This window comes from Klebsiella sp. C239, assembly GCF_048822715.1.
Lineage (GTDB): Bacteria > Pseudomonadota > Gammaproteobacteria > Enterobacterales > Enterobacteriaceae > Klebsiella > Klebsiella quasipneumoniae.
In genome coordinates, this window is sequence record NZ_JBMEZK010000001.1 from 919,741 (window position 1) to 942,458 (window position 22,718).

Annotated in this window: 19 protein-coding genes and 1 pseudogene; 13 read left to right on the top strand and 7 right to left on the bottom strand. The window is 61.4% G+C overall.

Annotated features, from left to right (window positions below; all coding sequences use genetic code 11):
* Positions 1 to 123: 123 nt before the first annotated feature.
* The gene (locus ACOI6Z_RS04345) at positions 124 to 2,196 is read right to left on the bottom strand and encodes a TonB-dependent siderophore receptor (protein WP_072421557.1); all 2,073 of its coding nucleotides are present in this window, start codon (positions 2,194 to 2,196) and stop codon (positions 124 to 126) included.
* Positions 2,197 to 2,701: 505 nt separating this feature from the next.
* On the opposite strand from ACOI6Z_RS04345, the gene ACOI6Z_RS04350 reads away from it, so the two are divergent.
* The 9 genes and pseudogenes from ACOI6Z_RS04350 to ACOI6Z_RS04390 all read left to right on the top strand — a co-directional run bounded on the left by ACOI6Z_RS04350 (position 2,702) and on the right by ACOI6Z_RS04390 (position 10,744).
* On the top strand, positions 2,702 to 3,523 hold the full coding sequence (locus ACOI6Z_RS04350) for an ABC transporter ATP-binding protein (RefSeq protein WP_232554061.1): 822 nt from the start codon (positions 2,702 to 2,704) through the stop codon (positions 3,521 to 3,523).
* Positions 3,520 to 4,545 carry a FecCD family ABC transporter permease gene (locus tag ACOI6Z_RS04355; protein WP_232554062.1) on the top strand — a complete coding sequence of 342 codons (1,026 nt, stop codon included), beginning with the start codon at positions 3,520 to 3,522 and terminating at the stop codon, positions 4,543 to 4,545. Before ACOI6Z_RS04350 ends, ACOI6Z_RS04355 begins: the two co-directional genes overlap by 4 nt.
* A complete protein-coding gene (locus ACOI6Z_RS04360; RefSeq protein WP_065812947.1) occupies positions 4,542 to 5,594 on the top strand; it encodes a FecCD family ABC transporter permease in 1,053 nt (350 codons plus the stop codon). Before ACOI6Z_RS04355 ends, ACOI6Z_RS04360 begins: the two co-directional genes overlap by 4 nt.
* Positions 5,584 to 6,561: an ABC transporter substrate-binding protein gene (locus ACOI6Z_RS04365; RefSeq protein ID WP_072413321.1), complete on the top strand. Its 978-nt coding sequence runs from the start codon at positions 5,584 to 5,586 to the stop codon at positions 6,559 to 6,561. The genes ACOI6Z_RS04360 and ACOI6Z_RS04365 overlap by 11 nt, the downstream gene beginning before the upstream one ends.
* Positions 6,527 to 7,460, top strand: a pseudogene (locus ACOI6Z_RS04370) (MurR/RpiR family transcriptional regulator). Before ACOI6Z_RS04365 ends, ACOI6Z_RS04370 begins: the two are co-directional and overlap by 35 nt.
* A 92-nt stretch (positions 7,461 to 7,552) precedes the next feature.
* Positions 7,553 to 8,320 carry a basic amino acid ABC transporter substrate-binding protein gene (locus ACOI6Z_RS04375; protein WP_008804504.1) on the top strand — a complete coding sequence of 256 codons (768 nt, stop codon included), beginning with the start codon at positions 7,553 to 7,555 and terminating at the stop codon, positions 8,318 to 8,320.
* A 63-nt stretch (positions 8,321 to 8,383) separates the two neighbouring features.
* A complete protein-coding gene (locus ACOI6Z_RS04380) occupies positions 8,384 to 9,148 on the top strand; it encodes an amino acid ABC transporter permease (RefSeq protein ID WP_004151161.1) in 765 nt (254 codons plus the stop codon).
* Positions 9,135 to 9,857, top strand: coding sequence for an amino acid ABC transporter ATP-binding protein (locus ACOI6Z_RS04385; RefSeq protein WP_004189541.1), 723 nt, complete (start codon positions 9,135 to 9,137; stop codon positions 9,855 to 9,857). The genes ACOI6Z_RS04380 and ACOI6Z_RS04385 overlap by 14 nt, the downstream gene beginning before the upstream one ends.
* Positions 9,858 to 10,156: 299 nt before the next feature.
* Positions 10,157 to 10,744: a DUF1062 domain-containing protein gene (locus tag ACOI6Z_RS04390; RefSeq protein WP_072421789.1), complete on the top strand. Its 588-nt coding sequence runs from the start codon at positions 10,157 to 10,159 to the stop codon at positions 10,742 to 10,744.
* A gap of 129 nt (positions 10,745 to 10,873) precedes the next feature.
* Here the strand turns inward: ACOI6Z_RS04390 and ACOI6Z_RS04395 are convergent, their stop codons facing one another.
* The 3 genes from ACOI6Z_RS04395 to ACOI6Z_RS04405 all read right to left on the bottom strand — a co-directional run bounded on the left by ACOI6Z_RS04395 (position 10,874) and on the right by ACOI6Z_RS04405 (position 13,056).
* The gene (locus tag ACOI6Z_RS04395) at positions 10,874 to 11,266 is read right to left on the bottom strand and encodes a VOC family protein (protein WP_032453198.1); all 393 of its coding nucleotides are present in this window, start codon (positions 11,264 to 11,266) and stop codon (positions 10,874 to 10,876) included.
* 41 nt (positions 11,267 to 11,307) lie between these two features.
* Positions 11,308 to 11,742: a VOC family protein gene (locus tag ACOI6Z_RS04400; RefSeq protein WP_065812950.1), complete on the bottom strand. Its 435-nt coding sequence runs from the start codon at positions 11,740 to 11,742 to the stop codon at positions 11,308 to 11,310.
* Positions 11,743 to 11,856: 114 nt separating this feature from the next.
* Positions 11,857 to 13,056 (bottom strand): MFS transporter, encoded by a 1,200-nt coding sequence (locus ACOI6Z_RS04405; protein WP_044523748.1) that lies wholly within the window; start codon positions 13,054 to 13,056, stop codon positions 11,857 to 11,859.
* A gap of 296 nt (positions 13,057 to 13,352) precedes the next feature.
* On the opposite strand from ACOI6Z_RS04405, the gene ACOI6Z_RS04410 reads away from it, so the two are divergent.
* Positions 13,353 to 14,510, top strand: a complete 1,158-nt coding sequence (locus ACOI6Z_RS04410; protein ID WP_065812951.1) for a M20 aminoacylase family protein — start codon at positions 13,353 to 13,355, stop codon at positions 14,508 to 14,510.
* A gap of 47 nt (positions 14,511 to 14,557) precedes the next feature.
* Here ACOI6Z_RS04410 and fdhF read toward each other — a convergent pair whose 3' ends face one another.
* Positions 14,558 to 16,708 carry a formate dehydrogenase subunit alpha gene (gene fdhF, locus ACOI6Z_RS04415; RefSeq protein ID WP_023290034.1) on the bottom strand — a complete coding sequence of 717 codons (2,151 nt, stop codon included), beginning with the start codon at positions 16,706 to 16,708 and terminating at the stop codon, positions 14,558 to 14,560.
* A 246-nt stretch (positions 16,709 to 16,954) separates the two neighbouring features.
* Positions 16,955 to 18,034, bottom strand: coding sequence for a malate/lactate/ureidoglycolate dehydrogenase (locus ACOI6Z_RS04420; protein WP_065812952.1), 1,080 nt, complete (start codon positions 18,032 to 18,034; stop codon positions 16,955 to 16,957).
* Between the two features lie 303 nt (positions 18,035 to 18,337).
* Here ACOI6Z_RS04420 and ACOI6Z_RS04425 point away from each other — a divergent pair, with 303 nt between their 5' ends.
* The 3 genes from ACOI6Z_RS04425 to ACOI6Z_RS04435 all read left to right on the top strand — a co-directional run bounded on the left by ACOI6Z_RS04425 (position 18,338) and on the right by ACOI6Z_RS04435 (position 22,333).
* A complete protein-coding gene (locus tag ACOI6Z_RS04425) occupies positions 18,338 to 19,426 on the top strand; it encodes an ABC transporter substrate-binding protein (protein ID WP_023290032.1) in 1,089 nt (362 codons plus the stop codon).
* A 74-nt stretch (positions 19,427 to 19,500) separates the two neighbouring features.
* Complete coding sequence (locus ACOI6Z_RS04430) at positions 19,501 to 21,270, top strand: ABC transporter permease (RefSeq protein WP_065812953.1); 1,770 nt, start codon at positions 19,501 to 19,503, stop codon at positions 21,268 to 21,270.
* On the top strand, positions 21,263 to 22,333 hold the full coding sequence (locus ACOI6Z_RS04435) for an ABC transporter ATP-binding protein (RefSeq protein ID WP_002908292.1): 1,071 nt from the start codon (positions 21,263 to 21,265) through the stop codon (positions 22,331 to 22,333). Before ACOI6Z_RS04430 ends, ACOI6Z_RS04435 begins: the two co-directional genes overlap by 8 nt.
* Positions 22,334 to 22,340: 7 nt before the next feature.
* Here ACOI6Z_RS04435 and ACOI6Z_RS04440 read toward each other — a convergent pair whose 3' ends face one another.
* The gene (locus ACOI6Z_RS04440) at positions 22,341 to 22,712 is read right to left on the bottom strand and encodes a VOC family protein (RefSeq protein ID WP_044523731.1); all 372 of its coding nucleotides are present in this window, start codon (positions 22,710 to 22,712) and stop codon (positions 22,341 to 22,343) included.
* Positions 22,713 to 22,718: the final 6 nt, after the last annotated feature.

Here is a 22,718-nt window from a genome sequence, read left to right on the forward strand (position 1 = left end):
CGGTGGCGGCTGCGCCTTACCGGGCCTGCGAACTCGACAGGAAGGGGAAGGACCGTAGAACGTAGGCCGGTGCAAGCGCAGCGCCGCCCGGCAATGAGCATCCGGCGCGACGCCATGTACGGCTTAAAAATCCATCTTCACCGTGAACTGTACCTCACGCGGATCGCCAATCTGATTGCCGAGGTTATTGGTGCCGATGGAAGAGGTGTAATAGGTCTTATCAAACAGATTCTTCACATTCACCTGCAGCGTCACCGGATACTGCAGCTTCATCTTATAGGCGGCGAACACGTCCGCCACCGCATAGCCCGGTAGATAATAATCCGCGCCGTTGGTGCCGGAGCGCTTGCTGAGCGCATGGCCGCCGCCGCCCACCGTCAGGGTGTTGCTGTTGTAGACGTTATGAATGTCATAGGTCAGGAACAGCGAACCGGTGTGTTTCGGTACGTTCGGCAGCGGTTTCCCGGCGTAATCCGGATCTTCCAGCACTTTGGCGTCGGTGTAGCCGTAGCTGGCGATCACGCTGAGGTTATCGGTGATGGACCCCGCCAGATCCACTTCCACGCCCTGGGAACGCACCTTGCCCGCGGTTTTGGCCACCGTCTCATCGCCAATGCTCTCGGTGTACAGCACATTGCGCTTATGAATATCAAACAGCGCGATATTGGCGGTAATGCCCTCCAGCAGGTCGAATTTGGCGCCCACTTCGTAGGAGGTGGACTCTTCCGGCGGCAGCTCGCCGATATAGCTGGCGATCGACGACTGCGGCATAAACGACTGGGCGACGTTGGCGAACAGCGACACGTTCGGCGTCACTTTGTAGACCAGGCCGGCTTTCGGCGTCCATTTCTCATCGCGGCTGTCGGTATTGACGTTAAACGGTCGGCCTTTACCGGCGTACTGGGTGTAATACTGGTAGCGCACGCCGGCGACGGCGATCCAGTTGTCGGTCAGATACAGCGCGTCCTGCACGTAAGCGGCATAGCTCTCCTGCTGGATCCGCTGATCGCTGTCGGACGCGGAGACGGTATTGCAGGTGTCGAGGGTGCCGTAGACCGGATGATAGATATTAAAGCCTTTCACGTTCTTGCAGCGCAGCATATCGGTGCGCAGCAGATCGTAATTCTCATAGGCGACGCCGGTCAGCAGTTCGTTATAAAAGCCGCCCACCACCACGTTGCCCTGCAGGTCGGCGCGGGTCGAGTGCATCTTCTGCGTGGAACCATGGGTACCATCGACCCGGCGGGTCAGGTTGCCGGTCGCCGAATCATAAGCCATTACTCGCGCCTGGTTATCGTTATAGTGATCCTGGCTGTAGCTGTAATCGAAGCGCGCGGTCCAGGCCTCGTTAAGGCGATACTCGGCGTTGAGCTGGGCGAGGTCGGAATAGCCATCGGTAATATTAAACGCTTCATCGAAGCGGGTTTTGCGATCGACGTTCACCGCATGGCCGGTATTCAGATCGAAAATAGTGCCGCGGTCAAAGGGCGCGCTGTAGTCGCGGTGCGAATAGGACGCGGTCACCGTCGCCCGGTCGCCAAACCAGGTCAGGGAAGGGGCGAAAAAGCTGCTTTTGTTTTTACCGAAATTGCGCCAGTAATCTTCATTCTGATAGTCCCCAATCAGCCGGTACGCCAGATTCGTGCCTTCGATGGGGCCGGTGACGTCGACGCTGCCGGTACCGCCGCCAAAGCTGGAGGACGTCGCGGAAACCGAACCGGAGAACTGCCGCTCCGGACGTTTGGTGATGACGTTGATCAGCCCGCCGGGGTCGAGAATACCGTACAGCGTCGAGGCGGGTCCCTTCAGGACTTCCACCCGTTCGGTGGCGGCGTTAAAGCTGCGCGGCAGAACGGTGCGCAGACCGTTGGTCATGATCGAGCCGTCGCGGTTAGCGCCGAAGCCGCGGCGGGTAAAGGCGTCCTGGGTGCCGCCGAGGGTGTTGGTTTGCACCACGTTGGCGACGTTATACAGCGCCTCGTCGAGCGAGGTGGCGTGCTGATCTTCGAGAACCCGGTCGCTGACGGTATTCACCACCTGCGGAATATCCAGCAGCGGCATCGCGGTCAGCGTCGCGGTAGAGGAGCTGAGCGGTTGATAGCCGCTGGTGGCGCTCTGCTGGGCGCCATCGGCCACCACGGTGATGGTCTCTTCCGCGTCGTTGTTACCTTTCGCCGCGTTATTTTCCGCGGCCATTAATCCCGGTGAGGCTAAAAAAAGAAGCGAAAAAAGCGCCCGCCCTTGCAATGAGGTTAAGGCGACATGGGGTTGAGTCATTATCTTTTTCTCGTGAACGAATCTGCCTTTGCGGTCAGATAAAGCCAATAAAATCATTGCCCTGAATAATAAAAACACGCGATTTAGCGTCTGAACGCGCCTTTCTACGTGTAATTGAGAATCATTCAATCATGAAGGAATGTAGTAGTAAACGTTATACAAGATAAAAAATCAGCGGCGGGGAACAGGGCGTTTTAAACACCTCCATCAGGGAATATCCTGTGGTTATCTATTTGATATTATTTTATTTTAATTCTATTGCATTGGCGCGGCCTCGCTGTAGTCATCGTCCGCGCCTGAAGACGATGGCGACTATTGACTACTACATTCATCCCCGTCATGATCAAAAGAGAATGAGATTTATTTTGATTTGACTGCAGAATGTCCAGCCATCGCCTGGAACGCTGCGGCGCAGGAGCGAGTTATGCCACAGCGGGTGACACCTGCAGAGCAGGGGATCGTACTGGATGCCCTGTCGGCCGGCTACGGCCAGACCCTGATCGTTGACGACATCAACCTGACCATCCCCACCGGCAAAATGACGGTGCTGGCCGGGGCGAACGGCTCCGGCAAATCCACGCTGCTGTCGACCATCGCCAGGATGCTGAAACCGCTCGGCGGCTGCGTGCGTCTGGAAGGGCAAGCCATTCATCAGATGCCGACGAAGGCCGTCTCGCGCCAGCTCGGCATCCTGCCGCAATCGCCGCTGACGCCGGAAGGGTTAACGGTTTTCGAACTGGTCTCGCGCGGTCGCTTCCCGTGGCAGGGGCTGATGCGCCAGTGGTCCGACGCCGATGAGCTGGCGGTGGAAGAGGCGCTGCGCTTAACGGGCACCCGCGAGTTCGCTCATCTGCCGGTGGACAGCCTCTCCGGCGGCCAGCGTCAGCGCTGCTGGATCGCCATGGCGCTGGCCCAGCAAACGGCCACGATTCTGCTTGATGAACCGACCACCTGGCTCGACCTGCGCTATCAGGTCGATATTCTCGAACTGCTCCAGACCCTGACCCGCGAGCATGGCCGTACGGTGGTGACGGTGCTCCATGACCTTAACTTTGCCGTCAACTATGCCGATCTGCTGGTATTCCTTAAACAGGGGCGCATCGCCGGGACGATTAGCGACGTTGAAGTCTGTAGCCCTGAGCTGATTAAACGCGTGTTTGACGTTGACGTGCAGATGTCGATTAACCCGCAAACCGGCAAACCGTTCTTTATGCCGTTTCGCGCCCGCCAGGCGGCGGCACAATGAGCGTGGTTACCCTGCATCCCGCGCGGCGGCGCGCCCGTCCCCGGCTGGCGCTGCTCCTGCTTACGCTGCTGCTTATTGCCGGCTCGCTGGTGCATCTTGGCCTGGGCGCCCGCTGGATCGCCCCGCAGACGGTGCTGCAGGCGCTGCTGGAGTACAACCCGCGTAACTTCGATCAGCGGATAATCGTCGAACTGCGCCTGGTGCGGCTGGCGGCGGCGCTGCTGACCGGCGCGGCGCTCGGCGTCGCCGGGCTGCTGCTGCAGACGGTGATCCGCAACCCGCTGGGCGAGCCGCATATCCTCGGCCTTAACGCCGGCGCGTTGCTGGCGGTGGTGGCGACCTCTGCGCTGGGGCTCTCCTTCGGCGCTTTCCCCGCCGCGCGGCCGCTGACCGCCGCCTGCGGCGCGGCGCTGCTGTTCGGCGGGGTGATGGCGCTGGCCTCTGCCGGTCGCGGCGGAGCGACGCCGCTGCGCATCACGCTGTGCGGGGTAGCGCTGTCGGCGTTTGCGTCGGCGGTGACGGCGGCGATATTAATTCTCGATGAACAAACGCTGCTGGCGATGCGCACCTGGCTGGCGGGCGATCTGGCCGGGCTGAACTGGAGCACGCTGCGGACGGCGCTGGTCCCGGCGCTGATCGGCCTTGGCGTTGCGCTGTTCCTTGCCCCGCGCCTCAACGTGCTGGCGCTGGGGGATAAGGTAGCGCTGGGCCTCGGCGTGAACCTCGTCCAGACCCGGCTCCTGGGCCTGCTGGCGATTGCGCTGCTCTGCGGCGCGGCGGTGGCGGTGGCCGGGCCGATCGGCTTCGTCGGGCTGGTGGTGCCGCACGTGGTGCGCCGTCTGGTGACGGAAGATATCCGCCTGGCGCTGCCCCTGGCGGCGCCGGTGGGGGCGCTGGTGCTGCTCCTGGCGGATATCGCCGCCCGGACGCTGGTCGCCCCTCAGGAGCTGGCCACCGGGGCGATGACCGCCCTGGTGGGCGCGCCGCTGTTTATCTTTATCGCCGCGAGGTTTTTTAAATGATGCGCGCCGTCCATCGGGCCGGTTTTCGGCCGCTGGTTTTCGCTTCCCGCCAGCTGCTGCTGCGCCCGGCGGCGCTTAACATTGCCGCCTTAATGCTGCTGATGCTGCTGGCGCTGGGGCTGTACAGCCTCAGTCGCGGCAGCTATCCGCTGCCCGCGTCGACGCTGGCGCGGGCCCTGCTGGCGCCGCAGGAGATTGGCGAGCAGCCGCGCTTTATTCTGTTTGATATCCGCCTGCCGCGGATCCTGATGGCGCTGCTGTGCGGGGCTATGCTGGGGCTGGCCGGCGCGGCGATGCAGAGCATCACCCGCAACGGGCTGGCCGACCCGGGGCTGATCGGCGTCAAAGAGGGGGCCAGCATCGTGGTCCTGGCGCTGGTGCTGTTTTTCCCGGCGGTAGGCCTGGTCTGGCGGCCGCTGGCGGGAATGGTCGGCGGCGTGGCGGTGGCCCTGCTGGTCCTGACGCTGGCGCGCGATTGCTCGCGACCGCGCTTTATTTTAATTGGCGTCGGCGTCTCCTGGACCCTGGCGGCGGCGGTCGGCATCTTTATGACCACCGCCGACGTTCGCGACGTGCAGACGGCGATGATCTGGCTGGCGGGCAGCCTGCAGGCCGCCACCTGGTCGCTGCTGGCGGTGGCCTTTTGCTGGGCGCTGCCCGGAGCCATCATCCTGTTCTGTACCGCCCGGGCGGCGGACGCGGCGCTGCTGGGCGACCGGACCGCCATCGGCCTTGGGGTGCGTCTGCAGCAGCTCACGCTGCTGCGCTTTTTCGCCCCGGTGCTGCTGACCTCGGCCAGTGTCTCCTGCGTCGGCAGCCTGGGCTTTGTTGGCCTGATGGCGCCGCATATGGCGCGTTTTGTGCTGCGCGGCGGCCAGGTATCGCTGCTGAGCGGAAGCGCGCTGATTGGCGCCTTGCTGGTGCTGGTGACCGATACCCTTGGCCGGCTGGCGTTTGCGCCGCTGCAGATCCCGGCGGGGATTGTTATTGCCCTGGTGGGCTGCCCGTTTTTTGTTGTCTTACTCTGGCGTCGCCGCGATGCCCTTTAACCAGGAAGGTATTATGCGTTGGTTCGTCTCATTGCTGCTGTTGCTGACGGGGGCCGTCAGCGCCGCCGACCCACAAACTCAGACTTTTACCGATGATTTAGGCCGCACGGTCACCGTCCCGCTCCATCCGCAGCGTATCGTTTCGATGCACGATCTCGACATTACCATTCCGCTGATTGAGCTCGGGGCGCCGCCCATCGCCAGCCACGGCCGGACGCGGCCGGACGGCAGCCACTATCTGCGCTCCAGCGCCCAGCTCACCGGCGTCGATTTCGACAATAGCGATATCCGCTTTATTGGCACCGCCGATATCGATCTGGAAGCGGTGGCCGCCGCCAGGCCGGATCTGATCATCACCGAGCCCAGCCGTCACGTGTCGGTGGAGCAGCTGGAGAAGATTGCCCCGACGGTGAGCATCGACCATCTGCAGGGCAGCGCCCCGGAGATTTACCGCAAGCTGGCGCAGCTGACCGGCACCCAGCCGCGGCTGGCGATCCTCGAGCGCCGCTATCAGGAGCAAATCAAGCAGCTGAAAGCGATGGTTAACCCGTCGCAGTACAGCGTCTCGGTGATCCAGGCGAACAACGGCAAGGTCACGGTGCATCATTCTTACCACGCGCTGGGCCGGGTGCTGCGCGACGCCGGGTTCCGCTTTCCGCCGTTGATTGAGCGGATCCCCGACGGCCAGCGAATTGACGTCAGCGCGGAACAGCTGCCGGAGCTGGACGCCGATTTTGTCTTCGCCACCTGGCGGTCGGATACCGGCGGTAAGCCGCAGGATGAGCTGCAGGCGATGGAAGGGGTGATGCCCGGCTGGTGCGACTTTATGCGCGCCTGCCGCACCGGGCGCTATATTTTGCTGCCGCGGGAGGAGGTGATCTCCAACTCCTACGCCGCGCTCTCTCTGATGGTGGCCCAGGTGCAGTCGCATATTGCCGGCAGGCCGATCCCGGCGGTGGCCAAATGAAAAGCGCGGTAAAAAAAGAGAAGGGGCGGGTCGACCTGTTCGGCGAACGCTATCGCGCCCGGGCGCATCAGCTCTCTCCCCGCCTGCGGGCCGTGGTCAGCTATATCAACGACAACCGCGAGGTGGTGCTGGAGCAGACGGCGATGGAGATCGCCACCGCGACCCAGACCTCTGACGCCACGGTGGTGCGCGCCATCCAGGCGCTGGGCTTCGCCGGGCTGCGCGAGCTTAAGCAGACTATGGAGCGCTGGTTCGGCACCTCGGTCACCTCGGCGGAAAAGATGCGCTCGACAGTCACCGCACTCGCCAGCGACGTCAATTCCAGTATTGATTTTGTGCTTGAAGGGCACCAGCGGGTCTGCGAGGTCCTGTCGCGGGCCGACAACCGCGCGGCGGTGGCCCAGGCGGTGGCGTTGCTCAGCGACGCGCGCCAGGTGGGGATCTTCGGCATCGGCGCCTCGGGGATCCTCGCCGAGTACACCGCCCGGCTGTTCAGCCGCATTGGCCTGCCGGCTTACGTGATGAACCGCACGGGCTTTAGCCTCGCCGAGCAGCTTATCGGCCTGCAGCGCGGCGATGTGCTGATCATGATGGGGCAAAAATCCCCCCATCGCGAAGGGATGACCACCCTGCGCGAGGCGAAGCGGCTGGGAATTCCGACTATCCTGCTGACCCAGGCGGTGGACTCGCGCTTCAGCCAGGAGGCGCAGGTGGTGATCGACGTCCCGCGCGGCGGGGACAGTAGCCGGATGCCGCTGCACGGCACGGTGCTGGTCTGTCTGGAGATGATTGTCCTGTCGGTGGCCTCGACCACGCCACAAAAAACGGTGAAATCCCTGAAGCGAATCAACGACCTGCACCGGGCCATCGGTAAATCCGGCGGTAAACGGGCCAGTTGATAAGATAATTCACCAGCGGGAAGGTTTCCGGTTGCATACAAAAGTAAGTGTGTGTATTTTTATGCAAAATAAATGCATAAAAAGGATATCTCATGGTTAAGAATTTGCTCAAAGCGTGTTTCATGATGGCCGCGCTGACGGCAGCCGGACAGGCGGCTGCGGAAACCTATACCGTCGGCTCCGGCGGCACCTACCGGCCATTTGAATTTGAAAACAGCCAGAAACAGCTGGAAGGTTTTGATATCGACATCATCAAAGCCATCGCCAAAGCCGAAGGCTTTGACGTCAAACTGGTCAATACCCCATGGGAAGGTATCTTCGCCACGCTGAACACCGGCGACCGCGACATCATCATCTCCGGGATCACCATCACCGATAAACGCAAACAGATGGTCGATTTCTCCGCGCCGTACTTCCCGGCCGAGCAGTCTATCGTCGTCGCCCAGGATTCGCAGGTCGATTCCCTCGCGGCCCTGAAAAACGAGAAGGTCGGGGTGGTGAACTCCAGCACCGGCGATATCGTGGTCTCTGAGGTACTGGGCAAAAACAGCACGGCGATCAAGCGCTTCGACAATACCCCGCTGATGCTCCAGGAGCTGTTCGAGGACGGCGTCAGCGCCGCGGTGGGTGACGTCGGGGTGGTGAAGTACTACATCAAACAGCACCCGGAGAAGCAGTTCAAGCTGGTGCCGGATGCCAAATTTGAACGCCAGTATTTCGGTATCGCAGTGGCGAAAGGCAACAGCGAACTGCTGGGCAAAATCAACGCCGGTCTGCAGAAGATTGTTGCCGACGGAACTTACGCCAAAATCTATAAAACCTGGTTCGACGACAACGTGCCGACGCTGCCAGCGCAATAACCCACCTTTTTCAGTGACCACGGCTATCGCCCAGGCGATAGCCGTATTTTTTAGGGAAGGACTATGACGGGATTCCGTTGGGAGATCATCGAGGAGTACGGCCCGCTGTTTGTGGACGGCGCCCTGATGACGATTAAATGTACCATTATCTGCGTGATCCTCGGGACGCTGTGGGGGTTAACCCTCGGTCTCGGACGGATGGCGAAGGCCGAGCACGGGCCATGGAAATATATTCTCCGCTACCTGGTGCAGTTTCCGGTGCGCTTTTACGTTAGCGCCTTCCGCGGTACGCCGCTGTTCGTGCAGATCATGGTGGTGCACTTTGCGCTGGTGCCGCTGTTTATTAACCCGCGCGACGGCCTGCTGGTGACCAGCGGCCTGATGAGCGCCGACTTTGCCCGCGAGCTGCGCGCCAGCTACGGGGCGTTCCTCTCGTGCATTGTGGCGATCACCCTTAACGCTGGCGCCTATGTGTCGGAGATTTTCCGCGCCGGCATCCAGTCGATCGACAAAGGGCAGATGGAGGCCTCCCGCGCGCTGGGCATGCCGTGGTGGAAAACCATGCGCAAGGTGATCCTGCCCCAGGCGTTTCGCCGCATTCTGCCGCCGCTGGGCAACAACGCCATCGCCATAGTCAAAGACTCGTCGCTGGCCTCGGCGATAGGCCTGGCCGATCTGGCCTACGCCGCGCGCACCGTCTCCGGCGCCTACGCCACCTACTGGGAACCCTACCTGACCATCTCCCTGGTCTACTGGGTGATCACCTTCCTGCTGGCGCAGCTGGTTAACCGTCTGGAAAAGAGGTTTGGCAAAAGTGATTCACATTAATAACTTACATAAGCGCTTCGGCGACAGCCACGTGCTGCGCGGCATCAGCTGCGACATTAAACCGCAGGAAGTGGTGTGCATCATCGGCCCCTCCGGCTCGGGGAAAAGTACCTTTCTGCGCTGTATGAACGCCCTCGAGACGGTCAGCGAAGGCGAGGTGGTGGTCAACGGCTTTGCCGCCCACGACCGCACTACCGACCTCAACAAGATGCGCGAAAGCGTCGGCATGGTGTTCCAGCGCTTTAACCTGTTCCCGCACATGACGGTGCTGGAAAACCTGATTATGGCGCCGATGAATCTGCGCAATATGCCGCGCCAGCAGGCGGTCGACCTGGCGGAAGCCTTGCTGGCGAAGGTGGGCTTAAGCGATAAGCGCGACGCCTGGCCCTCGAGCCTGTCCGGCGGCCAGCAGCAGCGCGTCGCGATTGCCCGCGCGCTGGCGATGAAGCCGTCGATAATGCTGTTCGATGAGCCCACCTCGGCGCTGGATCCGGAGCTGGTGGGCGACGTGCTGGAGGTGATGAAAAACCTCGCCAGCGAGGGGATGACCATGGTGATCGTGACCCACGAAATGGGCTTTGCCCGCGAAGTGGCCGACCGGGTGATCTTCATCGACCAGGGCGTGATTCAGGAAGAGGGCAAGCCGGGGCAGATCTTTAGCGCGCCGACCAACCCACGCACCGCCGCGTTCCTCAGCAAGGTGCTGTAAACCGGGCGGGCTGGCGCCAGGCCAGCCCGCTGAGTGTTGTCAGATATATTGATGATATTTTTCATCATCAGTATAAACATTGACTGAACTCATAAATCCCGCGACGACTCCTTTGTTAATCTCCGGGTATCGCTTTGGGCTTCACCAGGAATATAACGTTGGAAATCTTTTTTTAACCCACTGAAAAATAGCGACTAACTATTTTTCATACGCCAAAAATCATGGTCCGTTAATGACGGACTCGGTTTCGTATGGGTTAAAAAAGGTATGTTATGACAGTTACATGGACGGTCACGCCCGTGGGGTATCAGCACATTGCCAAACGCTGCCCCTCCTGCAATGTAAAACGCGACTTCGCGCCTTCCGGCGCCATCCGGGTGAATTCGCAAAAGAAGTTGCTGGATATCTGGAGCATCTATAAATGCACGCACTGCGATTACACCTGGAATATCGCCCTGTTTTCCAGGCTGCACGTCAGCAAGATTAACCGCGAACAGCTTCAGCGCCTGAGGCAGAACGATGCTGCCATGGTTCGCTATTATGCCGCTGACCTCGCGACGCTGAAGCGCAACGGCGCCGAGCCGTCGGGGCAACCTGATTTTCGTATTCAGGAGCATTGGTCGGTCAGGTTGATGGCTTGCCCGCAAATAATGGTGCGCGTTCGGGTCCTTCAGCCTTTTCGCGTCAGCCTGCTATCAATACTGAAAAAGCAGCTCAAGCTGAGTACGGCTGATATCCGGTGGTTGGTCGCGACAGGGCAGATCAAAGGTATCCCACTAAAACAGCTCAAGACGAAAAAGCTGAAGGCGATGGAATATCATTTTCAGCTGGCGGCGGAAACGCTGTATGCGCGACGCCGGATTACGTTATCACTTCGCCGTAGATAACTCGTCGGGAAGATAAGCCGTAGCGCTTTAACCGCGGTTTTTCGTTATTCTCAATGAAATCAGGACGGCGAAGTCGGCCGTCCTGAATTACTCATTACTGCCTGAAAAAGGCACTACCGCAGCAGCCATTCAAGCTGCCGACGCATAATAAACAAACGCCAGCTTATTGCCGTCGGGATCGCGGACGTAGGCGCTGTGAAAGCCGTCGCCATACTGCGGACGGTGACCGGGCGCGCCTTCGTCACGTCCGCCGAGTTGCAGGGCGAGGGCATGCAGTTCCGCAATATGTTCGACGGAGCGGGCGTTAAGCGCCACCATCGTTCCATTGCCCACCCCGGCAGGCTGCTGATCAAAGGGGACGCCCACGCACAGCCCGCAGGTCTGGTTTCCGTTGAAGGTGCCCCATGAGGCGCCTTGTTCGTTACGGCCGGCTTTGGCGTGCCCCAGCAATGCCATTAACGGGTCATAGAACTCGATGGCGCGTGGTAGATCGTTCGTTCCCAGCATAATGTATGAAAACATAGTGTCCTCCTGTTGCGGGCAAAAAGGTGACTTTCGCCCGCTTACTGCGTGAAGCGGATGGCAACAGACCCGGCGCTGCGCTCAGCCTCGCCATGGTACACCGCCTCAATATTATTCCCCTGCGGATCCAGCACAAAAGCGGCATAGTAACCAGAATGATAGTGTCGTTCGCCAGGCGCGCCGTTATCGCGGCCGCCATGGGTCAGCGCTGCATGGTAAAAAGCGTCCACCATGTGGCGATCTCTGGCCTGGAACGCCAGATGGTGGCGCCCTGTCAGTTTCCCGGCGGCCTCCTGGCTGTGGCGTGAGGCCACCACCAGTTCGTCAGCCAGCAAGTATTCATTGGCGGTGGCGATCGCCGGGATCTCCAGCGCCGACAGTACGGCGGTATAGAAGTTTTTGCTTGCCGCAAAGTCTTCGACAACCAGCAGAATATGATCGATCAATCTGCCACGATGTAACGTATTACTTTCCATATGATTTCCTCCTGGCAGGGGGGCCGGCAATGGTTAACAGCAGTGAGCCAGCAAAAACAGGATGCCCTCCGGTAAGGGCCATAAAAAAGGCTGGCGCCAGGCCAGCCGTCAGGACTACTGCGCGGACTCCGTCGCTTCGTCCATGTCCTCTTCCTGCTCGCTGGCGAGCAGGGTTTTCTCGTTTTTACACAGACACTGGATCAGCAGGAACAGCCCGCCGCTGGCCACCAGGGTGGCGATCAGGCCATCGTAGCCGGTGATGCCGATCAGCATGCCGCTGACTACCGGTCCGGCGACGCTGCCGGCGGACCAGAAAAAGCCGAACAGGGCGTTAATCATAATTAGCTTCTGTCCGCTAAAGGTTTTCCCCGCCCGCACCAGCGACAGGGTATACAGCGCCCCCGCCGCGGCGCCCAGCAGCAGACAAATGGCCATCAGCTGAATGCGTGAGCCGAGCATCAGCGGCAGGGCCAGCAGCGACAGGCTGAAGACCACCGCGCAGGCCAGATGCACGCGGCGAATGCCGACCCGGTCGGCCAGCCAGCCGAGCGGGGTCTGGAACATCGCATCCCCGGTAAGCACCACGGTCACCAGCAGCACCGCCATTCCTTCATTAAGCCCCTTGTCCATGCCGTACAGCGGCAGCAGGGCGAGGATGCTGGCGTCGAAGAAGGCGAAGCAGAAGACCCCGGAGGCCAGTACCGGCAGGAAGGCGCCGAGGCTGCGCCAGCTGGCGCGCTCCCCAAGGCTTTCGCGGGTGCCGGTGGGCAGATGGCGCAGCATCAGCAGGCAGACGGCGGTGACCGCGACGATCGCCATCAGCGCCGAGGCCTGCCAGGCGGGGCCGACGGAGATCAGCAGCGGTCCGGCCAGCTGGCAGCCGGTAAAGGCCGAGGCGTAGATGCCGGTGAGGGTGGCGCGCTGGCTGCCCGCCGCGCCGCCGGTGATCCAGCTTTCGCCCAGTACGATAATGACCCCGGAGGCCAGGCCGGTCAGCAGGCGCGGCAGCAGAAGCAGCGTCATATCGGTGGTCATGCATGAGGCGATGGTCGCCAGCGCCAGCAGGATCAGACTGCCGCTCAGCAGTACGCCCATCTCAACGCGCCGGCACAGCGCAGGAGAGAGGAAAGAGGAGATCATCATACCGGCGGGCGGCAGGGCGGCCAGCAGGCCGACGTACAGCGGCGCAACCTGCTGCTGCGCCAGCTCAAGACTGATTAACGGCACCGTATAGCCGGTGATAAATCCCACGAGCGACGCGGCCATGATCATCGCCAGCGTGGGGGCAAGACGATTCTGGTCTGGGTTAAACATTTTATTTCCGATGACGGAGAGGTCAGTAGTGGATCCTTCGGCAAATTGCCGTCCTGAGTTGCATAATAATTAATCGCCTGGCCGTTGTCACCGTTGAAATCACTACCAAAAAAGGTCCGCCCGGCGGCGGCTGGCGTGTACGCCGCGCCGCCGCCGCATTTCGTGACGTTGTCAGCGTGTTAACGACAGGATATAACGGAGGGAGCGGCAGCGACCCGGCGCCGGTGAGCGACGGGGAAAAACGCAGCGCATGACCCAATTATTCAGCATTACGCTATGCAGGAAAGGAGTAATACATGGCCGTATCGCCGTCACTGATCGCCGAAGCCACAGGCTGGCGACGTGAGTTTCACGCCGCGCCTGAGCTCGGATATCAGGAGCAGGAGACCTCGCGCCGCGTCGCCGAGCTGCTGGTCTCGTTTGGCCTGCAGGTTCATCGCGGGCTGGCCGGCACCGGCGTCGTGGCGACGCTGGAAAACGGCCCCGGGCCGGTTATCGGCCTGCGCGCCGATATGGACGCCCTGCCGATCACCGAGCTGGGGAGCGTCAGCTACCGTTCGCGCCGCGCCGGGGTAATGCACGCCTGCGGCCACGATGGCCACACCGCGATGCTGCTGGCGGCCGCGGCCCATCTGGCGCAGACCCGCCAGTTCAGCGGTACCGTCCACTTTGTCTTCCAGCCGGCGGAAGAGAACCTTGGCGGCGCGCGCAAAATGGTGGAAGAGGGGTTATTCGAACGCTTCCCGATGGATGCGATTTACGCACTGCATAACTGGCCGGGGATCCCCCTCGGCGAAGTGGCGCTCAGCGATGGCGCGATGATGGCTTCCCTCGACGCCTTCGAGATCACCCTGCGCGGCAAAAGTTGCCATGCGGCGATGCCGGAGAGCGGGGCCGATCCCATCGTCGCCGCGGCGCAGCTGATTATGGCGCTGCAGACCATCCCCTCCCGTCGCCTGTCGCCACAGGATTCCGCAGTGGTCAGCATCACCCAGATAAACGGCGGCGAGGCGATAAACGTCCTGCCGGACACCGTGGTGCTGCGTGGCACCTTCCGCTGCCTGAGCAATCGCGTTCGCGCCCGCGTGCGGGAGCTTATCGAAAGCTATGTGGCCACCCAGCCGCAGGTGTCCGATGTCCGGGGCGAGATTAGCTGGTTTCCCGGGTATCCGGTGACCAAAAACCATGCGCCGCAGGCGCAGCTGCTGCGCGAGGTGGCGGTCGCCACCCTCGGCGCGGAGGCGGTGCGCTGGAACCAGGCGCCGTCGATGGCCTCTGAGGATTTTGCCTGCATGCTGGAGGTCTGTCCGGGGGCCTATTTCTGGATCGGCACCGATGGCGAAACGCCGTCGAAGCCGTTGCATAACGCCAGCTATGACTTTAACGACGCGCTGATTCGCCACGGGGTGGCGATGTGGGTGGCGCTGGTGGAGAAACAGCTGCCGGCGGCGTAACCCGCCGGCAGCGGCAGGAGGGAAGGGAGCGCGCGCGCTCCCTGAGGTCAGACGTCGGCGGCGGCTTTCAGTCGCGCCTTCATGTCGCTGTAGGCAGTCCAGGCATAGCGCTCCGCCCACTGCTGGTCGGCAATCGCTTCCACTTTCACCGCACAGTATTTGGTCTCCGGCGTTTTGGAGATCGGATCCAGGTTATCCTGGGTCAGCTCATTACAGGCGCCCACCCACCACTGATAGGTCATATAGACCGCGCCCGGGTTGATGCGATCGCTGAGGTCGGCGCGGGTGATGACCTTTCCGCGCCGGGAGCTTACCCACACCAGCTGTTTGTCGGCGATCCCCAGCCGTTGCGCATCCACGGGATTCATCTGCACCCGTCCCGGCTCGTCGGCCAGCGACTGCAGCGCGGCGCAGTTGCCGGTCATCGAGCGGCAGGAGTAGTGCCCCACCTCCCGCACCGTGCAGAGCACCAGCGGCCATTCATCATCCGGACGCTCCGCCGGCGCGCGCCAGGCGGTGGCGAACAGCTGCCCTTTACCTGATGGGGTGTCGAAGCGGTTGTCTTTATACAGCCACGGCGTGCCGGGGTGGTCGAGGGTCGGGCATGGCCACTGAACATGGCCCATATCGCCCATTTTCTCCCAGGTCACGCCGTAGAACAGCGGGCAGAGCTCGCGCATCTCGTCCCAGATCTGCTGGTTGCTCTCATAGTGCATCGGATAGCCCATTTCGCTGGCCAGCAGACTGATGATCTCCCAGTCGCGCTTCACATTCCCCGCCGGCGGGATCGCCTGTTCAAACCGCTGAAACCCGCGGTCGGCGCAGGTGAAGACGCCGCCGTGCTCGCCCCAGGAGGTGGCCGGCAGCAGGACATCGGCAATCTCCGCCGTTTTGGTCATGAAGATATCCTGCACCACCACGAAGTCCAGCGCCTCGATGCCTTTGCGCACCAGGCCGAGGTCGGCTTCGGTCTGCAGCGGATCTTCGCCCATGATGTAGTAGGCTTTGATCTCGCCCGTCAGCGCCTTATGCGGCACCTCGGTGATGCGGGTGCCGACCTGGTCATCCATCTGCGCCGGGTCGATCCCCCAGGCGGCGGCGAATTTCGCCCGCACGGCCGGGTCGGTGACCTCCTGATAGCCGGGGAACAGGTTCGGCAGCACGCCCATATCGCAGGCGCCCTGTACATTGTTTTGCCCACGGACCGGGCCCACGCCGACGTTCGCCCGTCCCAGGTTGCCGGTGAGCAGCGCCAGGCTTGCCAGGCCGCGCACCACGTCCACCGCCTGGCCAAACTGGGTGACCCCCATGCCCCACATAATGGTGGCGGAAGGGGCGGCGGCAAACATGCGCATTGCCTCGCGGATCGCCTGCGCGCTGACCCCGACAATCCCTTCCACTGCTTCCGGGGCGTAATCTTTCACCGCCTCGCGGTAGGCGTCCAGCCCTTCGGTATAGCGTTCGACATAGGCTTTGTTGTACAGCTCTTCTTCCAGCAATACATAGCCGAAGGCGTTCACCAGCGCCATGTTGCTGCCGTTGTTAAGCTGCAGATGACGGTCGGCTATGCGTGCGGTTTCAATGCGTCGCGGATCGCAGACGATGATTTTGGCGCCGTTTTCCCGGGCTTTGATCACCCGGCGGGCGACGATGGGATGGGAGTCGGCGCAGTTGTAGCCAAAGACCAACAGGCACTTCGAGTTTTCGATGTCGCTTATCGAGTTGCTCATCGCCCCGTTGCCCAGCGCCTGCTGCAGCCCGGCGACGGAAGGGCCATGGCAGACGCGGGCGCAGCAATCGACGTTGTTGGTGTTCAGCACCGCGCGGGCGAACTTTTGCATCACATAGTTGGTTTCGTTGCCGGTGCCGCGCGAGGAGCCGGTGGTCATGATGGCGCGCGGGCCATGTTTCTCTTTGATCTCCCTGAGCTTGCTGGCGGTATAGCGAATCGCCTCCTGCCAGCTGACCGGCGTGAAAGCGCCGCCTTTCTGGTAGCGGATCATCGGTTGTTTAAGACGGGGCGTCAGGAGCTGCGTGTCGTTAAGAAAATCCCAGCCGTAATAGCCTTTCAGGCACAGCTGGTTCTGGTTGGTGACGCCGTCGGCGGCTTCCGCGCGAATGATTTTATTGTTGTCGACAACCAGTTTAAGTTTGCAACCCGCCCCGCAGTAGGGGCACACGCTCGTGATTTTTTTCATCAGTAACAGACCTGTTAACAGTGAACAGAGGATCGCTGTCGCGCCGGGCCCGACGGGCAACGATCGCGGTATCGCCTGGTGGTGATGCGGACGCAGGCCCGCTGCGCTATGCAGGTCTCGTGCCAGAATTTAATTTATTGATTTACAATGAAAAATAACAGGGGAAGGATGACGGGAGCGTAACCTCGTCACTAATGACGATGACGCAGAGCGCCGACGTCAGACGCTCTGCAGGGGATAATGCCGCTACGCGAGAGGGCGGCAGCGGGCGATATGCGACTCGCTCAGGCCGACGTCGCGCGCGGCGGCACAGATTGCCTGCCAGCTGCCCGCATCCAGCGGGATCCCCTCGGCCAGGCGCGCTTCGCGGTTGGCGGCCTCCCATTCGCCGGGGGCCAGCACCGGGGCATCGGGATCGTGCGGCGACTGTTTACACCATGCGATAAAGGCCTCCGTCTGCGCCTGGCTGTCCGGGGCATCGAACGCGTCCGGGCGCAGGATCACGGTGGTCATGCAGTTAAAGATGGCGTCGACGCTGGTCTGCAGGCTTTCCTGATGGGTGGTTTGCCCCCCGGAGAGCGCGCCGCCGAGCACTTCGCACAGTGTCGCCAGGGCATAGCCTTTGTGCTGGGCGAAGGTGAGCAGGGCGCCCAGCGGCGAGGTCTGCATCACCGCCGGGTCGGTGGTGGGCAGCCCCTCGGCGTCGATCAGGCAACCGGGCGCCACGGCTTCCCCTTTGTGCCAGGCGACACGGGTTTTACCAAAGGCGATGGCGCTGGTGGCGTAGTCCAGCAGCAGCGGCGGATGGCCCGCGCGGGGAAACACCACGCACAGCGGGTTAGTGCCGAAGCGGCTGTCTTTTCCGCGGAACGGGGCGACCATCGGGTCGCCGATCACGCTGACGAAGTGAATGGAGATCAGCCCGGCGGCGGCGCACTGCTCCGCCCAGTAGCCGATGCGTCCGACGTGATGCGCATTGCGCAGGGCGATAGCCGCCATGCCGTGCTGCTTCGCCTTTTCGATGCCTAACTGCATCGCTTCGTGGGCGACCACCTGGCCGAAGCCGGCGTTGCCGTCGAGGGTGACCACGGCGCCGGCGTCTTTGGTGACCGTGGCGTGGCGGTTGAGCTGCAGAAAGCCGCCGGCGTGGGATTTGACATAGCTTGGGATCATCCCGACGCCATGGGAGTCATGCCCGGCCAGGTTGGCGGCGATCAGATGGTCGGCGACCAGCGTCGCTTCTTCTGAGCGGCTGCCGAGATGGGTAAACAGTGAGACGACAAACTGATGCAGATCCGTCGCCAGAAAGCGGTGTCCTGTTGGCACTGATTCTCTCCTGTAGTCTGTTGTTATTTTGTTATGTTTGCCGTTTTATGCTGCGCCGCCCGGCGCAGAAGGTCAAGGGCGGACTCTCCCGGCGACAGGCCACTGCGCCAGCGCCTGGGTTATACGACAGACGATAAAAAACCGGTCCGGGATCGCGTTTTAATTAACGTCATAAACACCACATTTTTAAATTCTGCCACTGTCACAAAAGCCAGAAAAAAGCCAGCCCCGGCGTTGCAAGGGGAGCTGATACCACTATATGTTAAATTTGTGTTTATTAATTGATGATTAAAGGTTGGTATCATGTATAAGAAAATAAGTGGTTTAGTGGTTTCACTGACGGCCGTTTTCGCCTGTGCCGCCTGGGCGGAGGTGCCTGCGGGCTATCCGGCGGATTATCAAAAAACGGTTGATGCCGCCGTCAAAGAGGGCAAGGTGGTGATCTATTCCACAACCGATACCAAAGCGGCCGGGCCGTTAATTAAAGGATTTGAAGCGCAATATCCGGGCGTAAAAGTCGAATATAACGACATGAACAGCACCGAGCTGTATAACCGCTATATCAGCGAGCAGGCCGCCGGGGGCGGCAGCGGGGACGTGGTGTGGAGCTCATCGATGGATACCGCGCTGAAATTAGCCACCGAGTACGCGGAACAATATGCCTCGCCGGAGGTGAAGCAATTACCCGACTGGGCGGTGTGGCAGCAGAAAGCCTATGGCACCACCTACGAGCCGGTGGTATTTATCTATAACAAACGGCTGATCCCGCAGAATGAGGTGCCGGACTCGCACACCGCGCTGGCCAAATTGATCGCCAGCCAGGCCGATAAATTTAAAGGCAAAGTCACCACCTACGATATCGAAAAATCGGGCCTCGGCTTTATGCTGGCGGTCCAGGACAGCCAGGCCGACGCGAACTATTTTACCGATCTGGCGAATATCGCTAAAGGCGGCCTGACGGTGCAGTCTTCCACCGGCACGATGATGGAGCGCGTCTCCTCTGGCGAAAACCTGATCGGCTATAACATTCTTGGCTCCTATGCCGAAGCGCGGGCGAAAAACGATCCCTCTTTAGGCATCGCCTATCCGAAAGATTACGTGCTGGTGCTCTCCCGCGTCTCGTTTATTAGCCAGGAGAGCGAACATCCCAATGCGGCGAAATTGTGGCTGGATTATGTCCTGTCGGAAAAAGGCCAACAGATCCTCGCCAGCCAGGCGGATATTCCCTCTCTTCGTCGCGATATTGAAGGCAAAAATGATATCGACGGCATGACCACGCTGCTGGGCAAAGCGTTAAAACCGATCCCGGTCAACGAAACGCTGCTGGATTATTTACAGCCGCAAAAACGTCTGCAGTTTATTAAACAATGGCGCAGCGCCGCCGCGAAATAATCCTCCCCCGGGGCATCGCCGATGCCCCTTATTCACACCCGGCGGGTTTATTCACCTGACCAAAGGGATGAACCATGAATGTATTACGCAGAAAGTGGCAGGGGCTGCCGCGCGGCGTGGTGGTGTGCATCACGGCGCTGGTGATTTACGTCCCGCTGTTATTTATTGTGGTGCAGAGTTTTCTCTCCGCGCCGTTCTTTTCCCGCTCCAAATCCTGGAGTCTGGAAGCCTTCGCCTTTATTTTTACCGACCCGGATTTTTATCTGGCGTTAAGGTCAGGGTTTATTCTGGCCTTTGGCCTGGTGATGATCGCCATTCCGCTGGGCGGTATTTTGGCCTTTCTGATGGTACGCACCGATTTACCCGGCAGGCGGTTCATTGAGCCGCTGATCCTGGTGCCGATCTTCGTCTCGCCGATGGTGCTGGGCTTTGGCTACGTTGTGGCTGCCGGGCCGGTAGGCTTCTTTTCCCAGTGGGCGCAGCAGCTGATCGGCTTTGTGCCGTGGAATATCTACTCGATGTTCAGCATTGTGGTCATCGCCGGCTTAACCCACGTGCCGCACGCCTATCTCTATATCTCCTCGGCGCTGCGCAGCGTCGGCTCGGATGTGGAAGAGGCGGCGCGCACCGTCGGCGCCACGCCGCTGCAGGTGATGACTTCGGTGAGTCTGCCAATGGTGCGGCCCTCCATTCTTTACGCCTGCGTGCTGCTCTTTTTCCTTGGTCTGGAAGTCTTCGGTCTGATGCTGGTGCTGGGCGACCCCGAGGGCAACATGGTGCTGGCGACCTATCTCTACAAGCTGACCAATAAGCTTGGCACCCCCTCCTACCATCTGATGGCGGCGGTGGCGGTGGTGCTGATCTGCATCACCATCCCGCTGGTCATGCTCCAGCGTCGGCTGATGCGCACCGCCAACCGCTTTGTCACTATGAAGGGCAAGGCGTCGCAGGCGCGGGCGCTGCCGCTGGGCAAATGGCGCTGGGTGGCCGGGGCGGTGGTGGTGGCCTGGCTGACGGTGACCATCGGCGTGCCGCTGCTCGGCGTGGCGCTGCGCGCCTTTATCTCCAACTGGGGCGTCGGCGTGTCGCTGTGGGATGAGCTGTCGCTGACGACGTTCCACAATATCTGGCAGCAGCCCAACCTGCTGCGGGCGATCGTCAACTCGATGGCTATCGGCATCGTCGGCGGCGCGCTGGCGGTGATCTGCTATCTGTTTGTCGGCATCGCCATGCACCGCAAAGCGGACAACGTCACCCGCTTTCTTGACTACAGCGTGCTGGTCCCGCGCGCGGTGCCGGGGCTGCTGGCCGGTCTGGCCTTCCTGTGGGTGTTCCTGTTTGTGCCGATGTGGCTCGATCAGTCGCTGAAGCATGGCTGGCTCTCGGCGCTGCCGGTGGCGGACTGGCTGCGGGAGCACCTTATCGTGCAGCTGCGCGCGCTGCGCAATACCATCTTCAGCGTCTGGCTGGCCTACACCGTGGTATGGATGGCCTATGGCCTGCGGCTCATCTCCTCGACGCTGCTGCAGGTGGGACCGGAGCTGGAGGAGGCGGCGCGCAGCACCGGCGCCTCGCGGGGGCAGATCACCCGCCACGTCACCGTCCCGCTGTCGCGCTATGGGCTGATTGGCTCCTGGCTGCTGATGTTTCTGATCTTTGAGCGCGAATATTCCACCGGCGTCTATCTGCTGTCGCCGGGTACCGAAACCATCGGCTCGATGCTGGTGTCGCTGTGGGCGGCGGGGGCCATCGATATCGTCGCGGCGCTCTCCTTTATCAATATTCTGCTGGTGGTGATTGGCCTTGGCATCGCCCTGCGCTTTGGAGTGAAATTACATGATTGAGTTATCGGTAGAAAATCTGCATCTCACCTATGGCGACAACCCGGTGCTGAAAGGGGTGTCGATGACGCTCGGCCGGGGAGAGGTGGTGTCGCTGCTGGGGCCTTCGGGAAGCGGCAAAACCACGCTGCTGCGGGCGGTGGCTGGGCTGGAAAAACCGACGAGCGGGCGGATCGCCATCGGCAACCGCACGGTGTACGACGGCACGCCGCGCAGCGAAATCCCGGCCGAAGAGCGTAACCTCGGCCTGGTGTTCCAGTCCTATGCCCTGTGGCCGCACAAAACGGTGTTCGACAACGTGGCCTATCCGCTGAAGCTGCGTAAAGTCGCCGCCGGGGAGATAAAAGAGCGGGTGCAGCGCGTGCTGGATCAGCTGGGGCTGGGGCATCTTGGCAACCGCCATCCGCACCAGCTCTCCGGCGGCCAACAGCAGCGGGTGGCCATTGGCCGGGCGCTGGTCTACAACCCGCCGGTGATCCTGCTGGATGAGCCGCTCTCTAACCTCGACGCCAAGCTGCGCGAGGAGGCGCGGGTGTTTCTGCGCGAGCTGATCATCAAGCTGGGCCTCTCGGCGCTGATGGTCACCCACGATCAAAATGAAGCGATGGCCATCTCCGATCGTATTCTGCTGCTGAACAATGGCGTCATCGAGCAGCAGGGGACGCCGCAGGAGATGTACGGCAGCCCGGCGACGCTGTTCGCCGCCGAGTTTATGGGCAGCAATAACCGCCTGCACGGCAAGGTGATGGCGCTGGAGAACGGCAGGGCGCGCATCGAAGGCGCCAGCTGGAGCCTGTGGGGGCGAGCGGGCGAGGGGGTCAGCGTCGGCGAGCCGGCGACGGCGGTGATCCGCGTCGAGCGTCTGCGTCTTGACGGCGCGGCGCAGGATAACAGTCTCCAGCTACCGCTGCTGACCAGCATGTACCTCGGCGACCGCTGGGAGTACCTGTTCCGCACCGAGGGCGACGACTTTCCGCTACGCGCCTACGGAACCGCGCTGCGCGATGCTGAACACTGCCATCTGACGCTTCCGGCGGAGGATGTGTGGATTTTTCCGCAGCGGTAACCGTTTGTTAAGACGCCAGATGGCACACGGCTTCAATATTGTGCCCGTCTGGCGCGATCACAAAGGCGGCGTAGTACCCGGCGTGGTAGTTGGGCCGTAACCCCGGCGCGCCGTTGTCCTTTCCTCCGGCGGCCAGCGCTGCCTGCCAGAAGGCGTCTACCTGCTCGCGGCTGTCGGCGCGAAAGGCGATATGCAGCGGCGCAGGGTTGTCCGCACTTTGATAGAGACACAAAGAGACATCCCCGCAGCCGGCCAGCTCTGCGCCGTAGGTCGGATCGCCTTCGCCGACCAGCGTTACGCCCAGCGGTGCAAGGGCTTGTAAAAAGAACGCTTTGCTGGCGGCATAGTCACTGACGCCGAATTTCACATGATCGAACATCTCTTC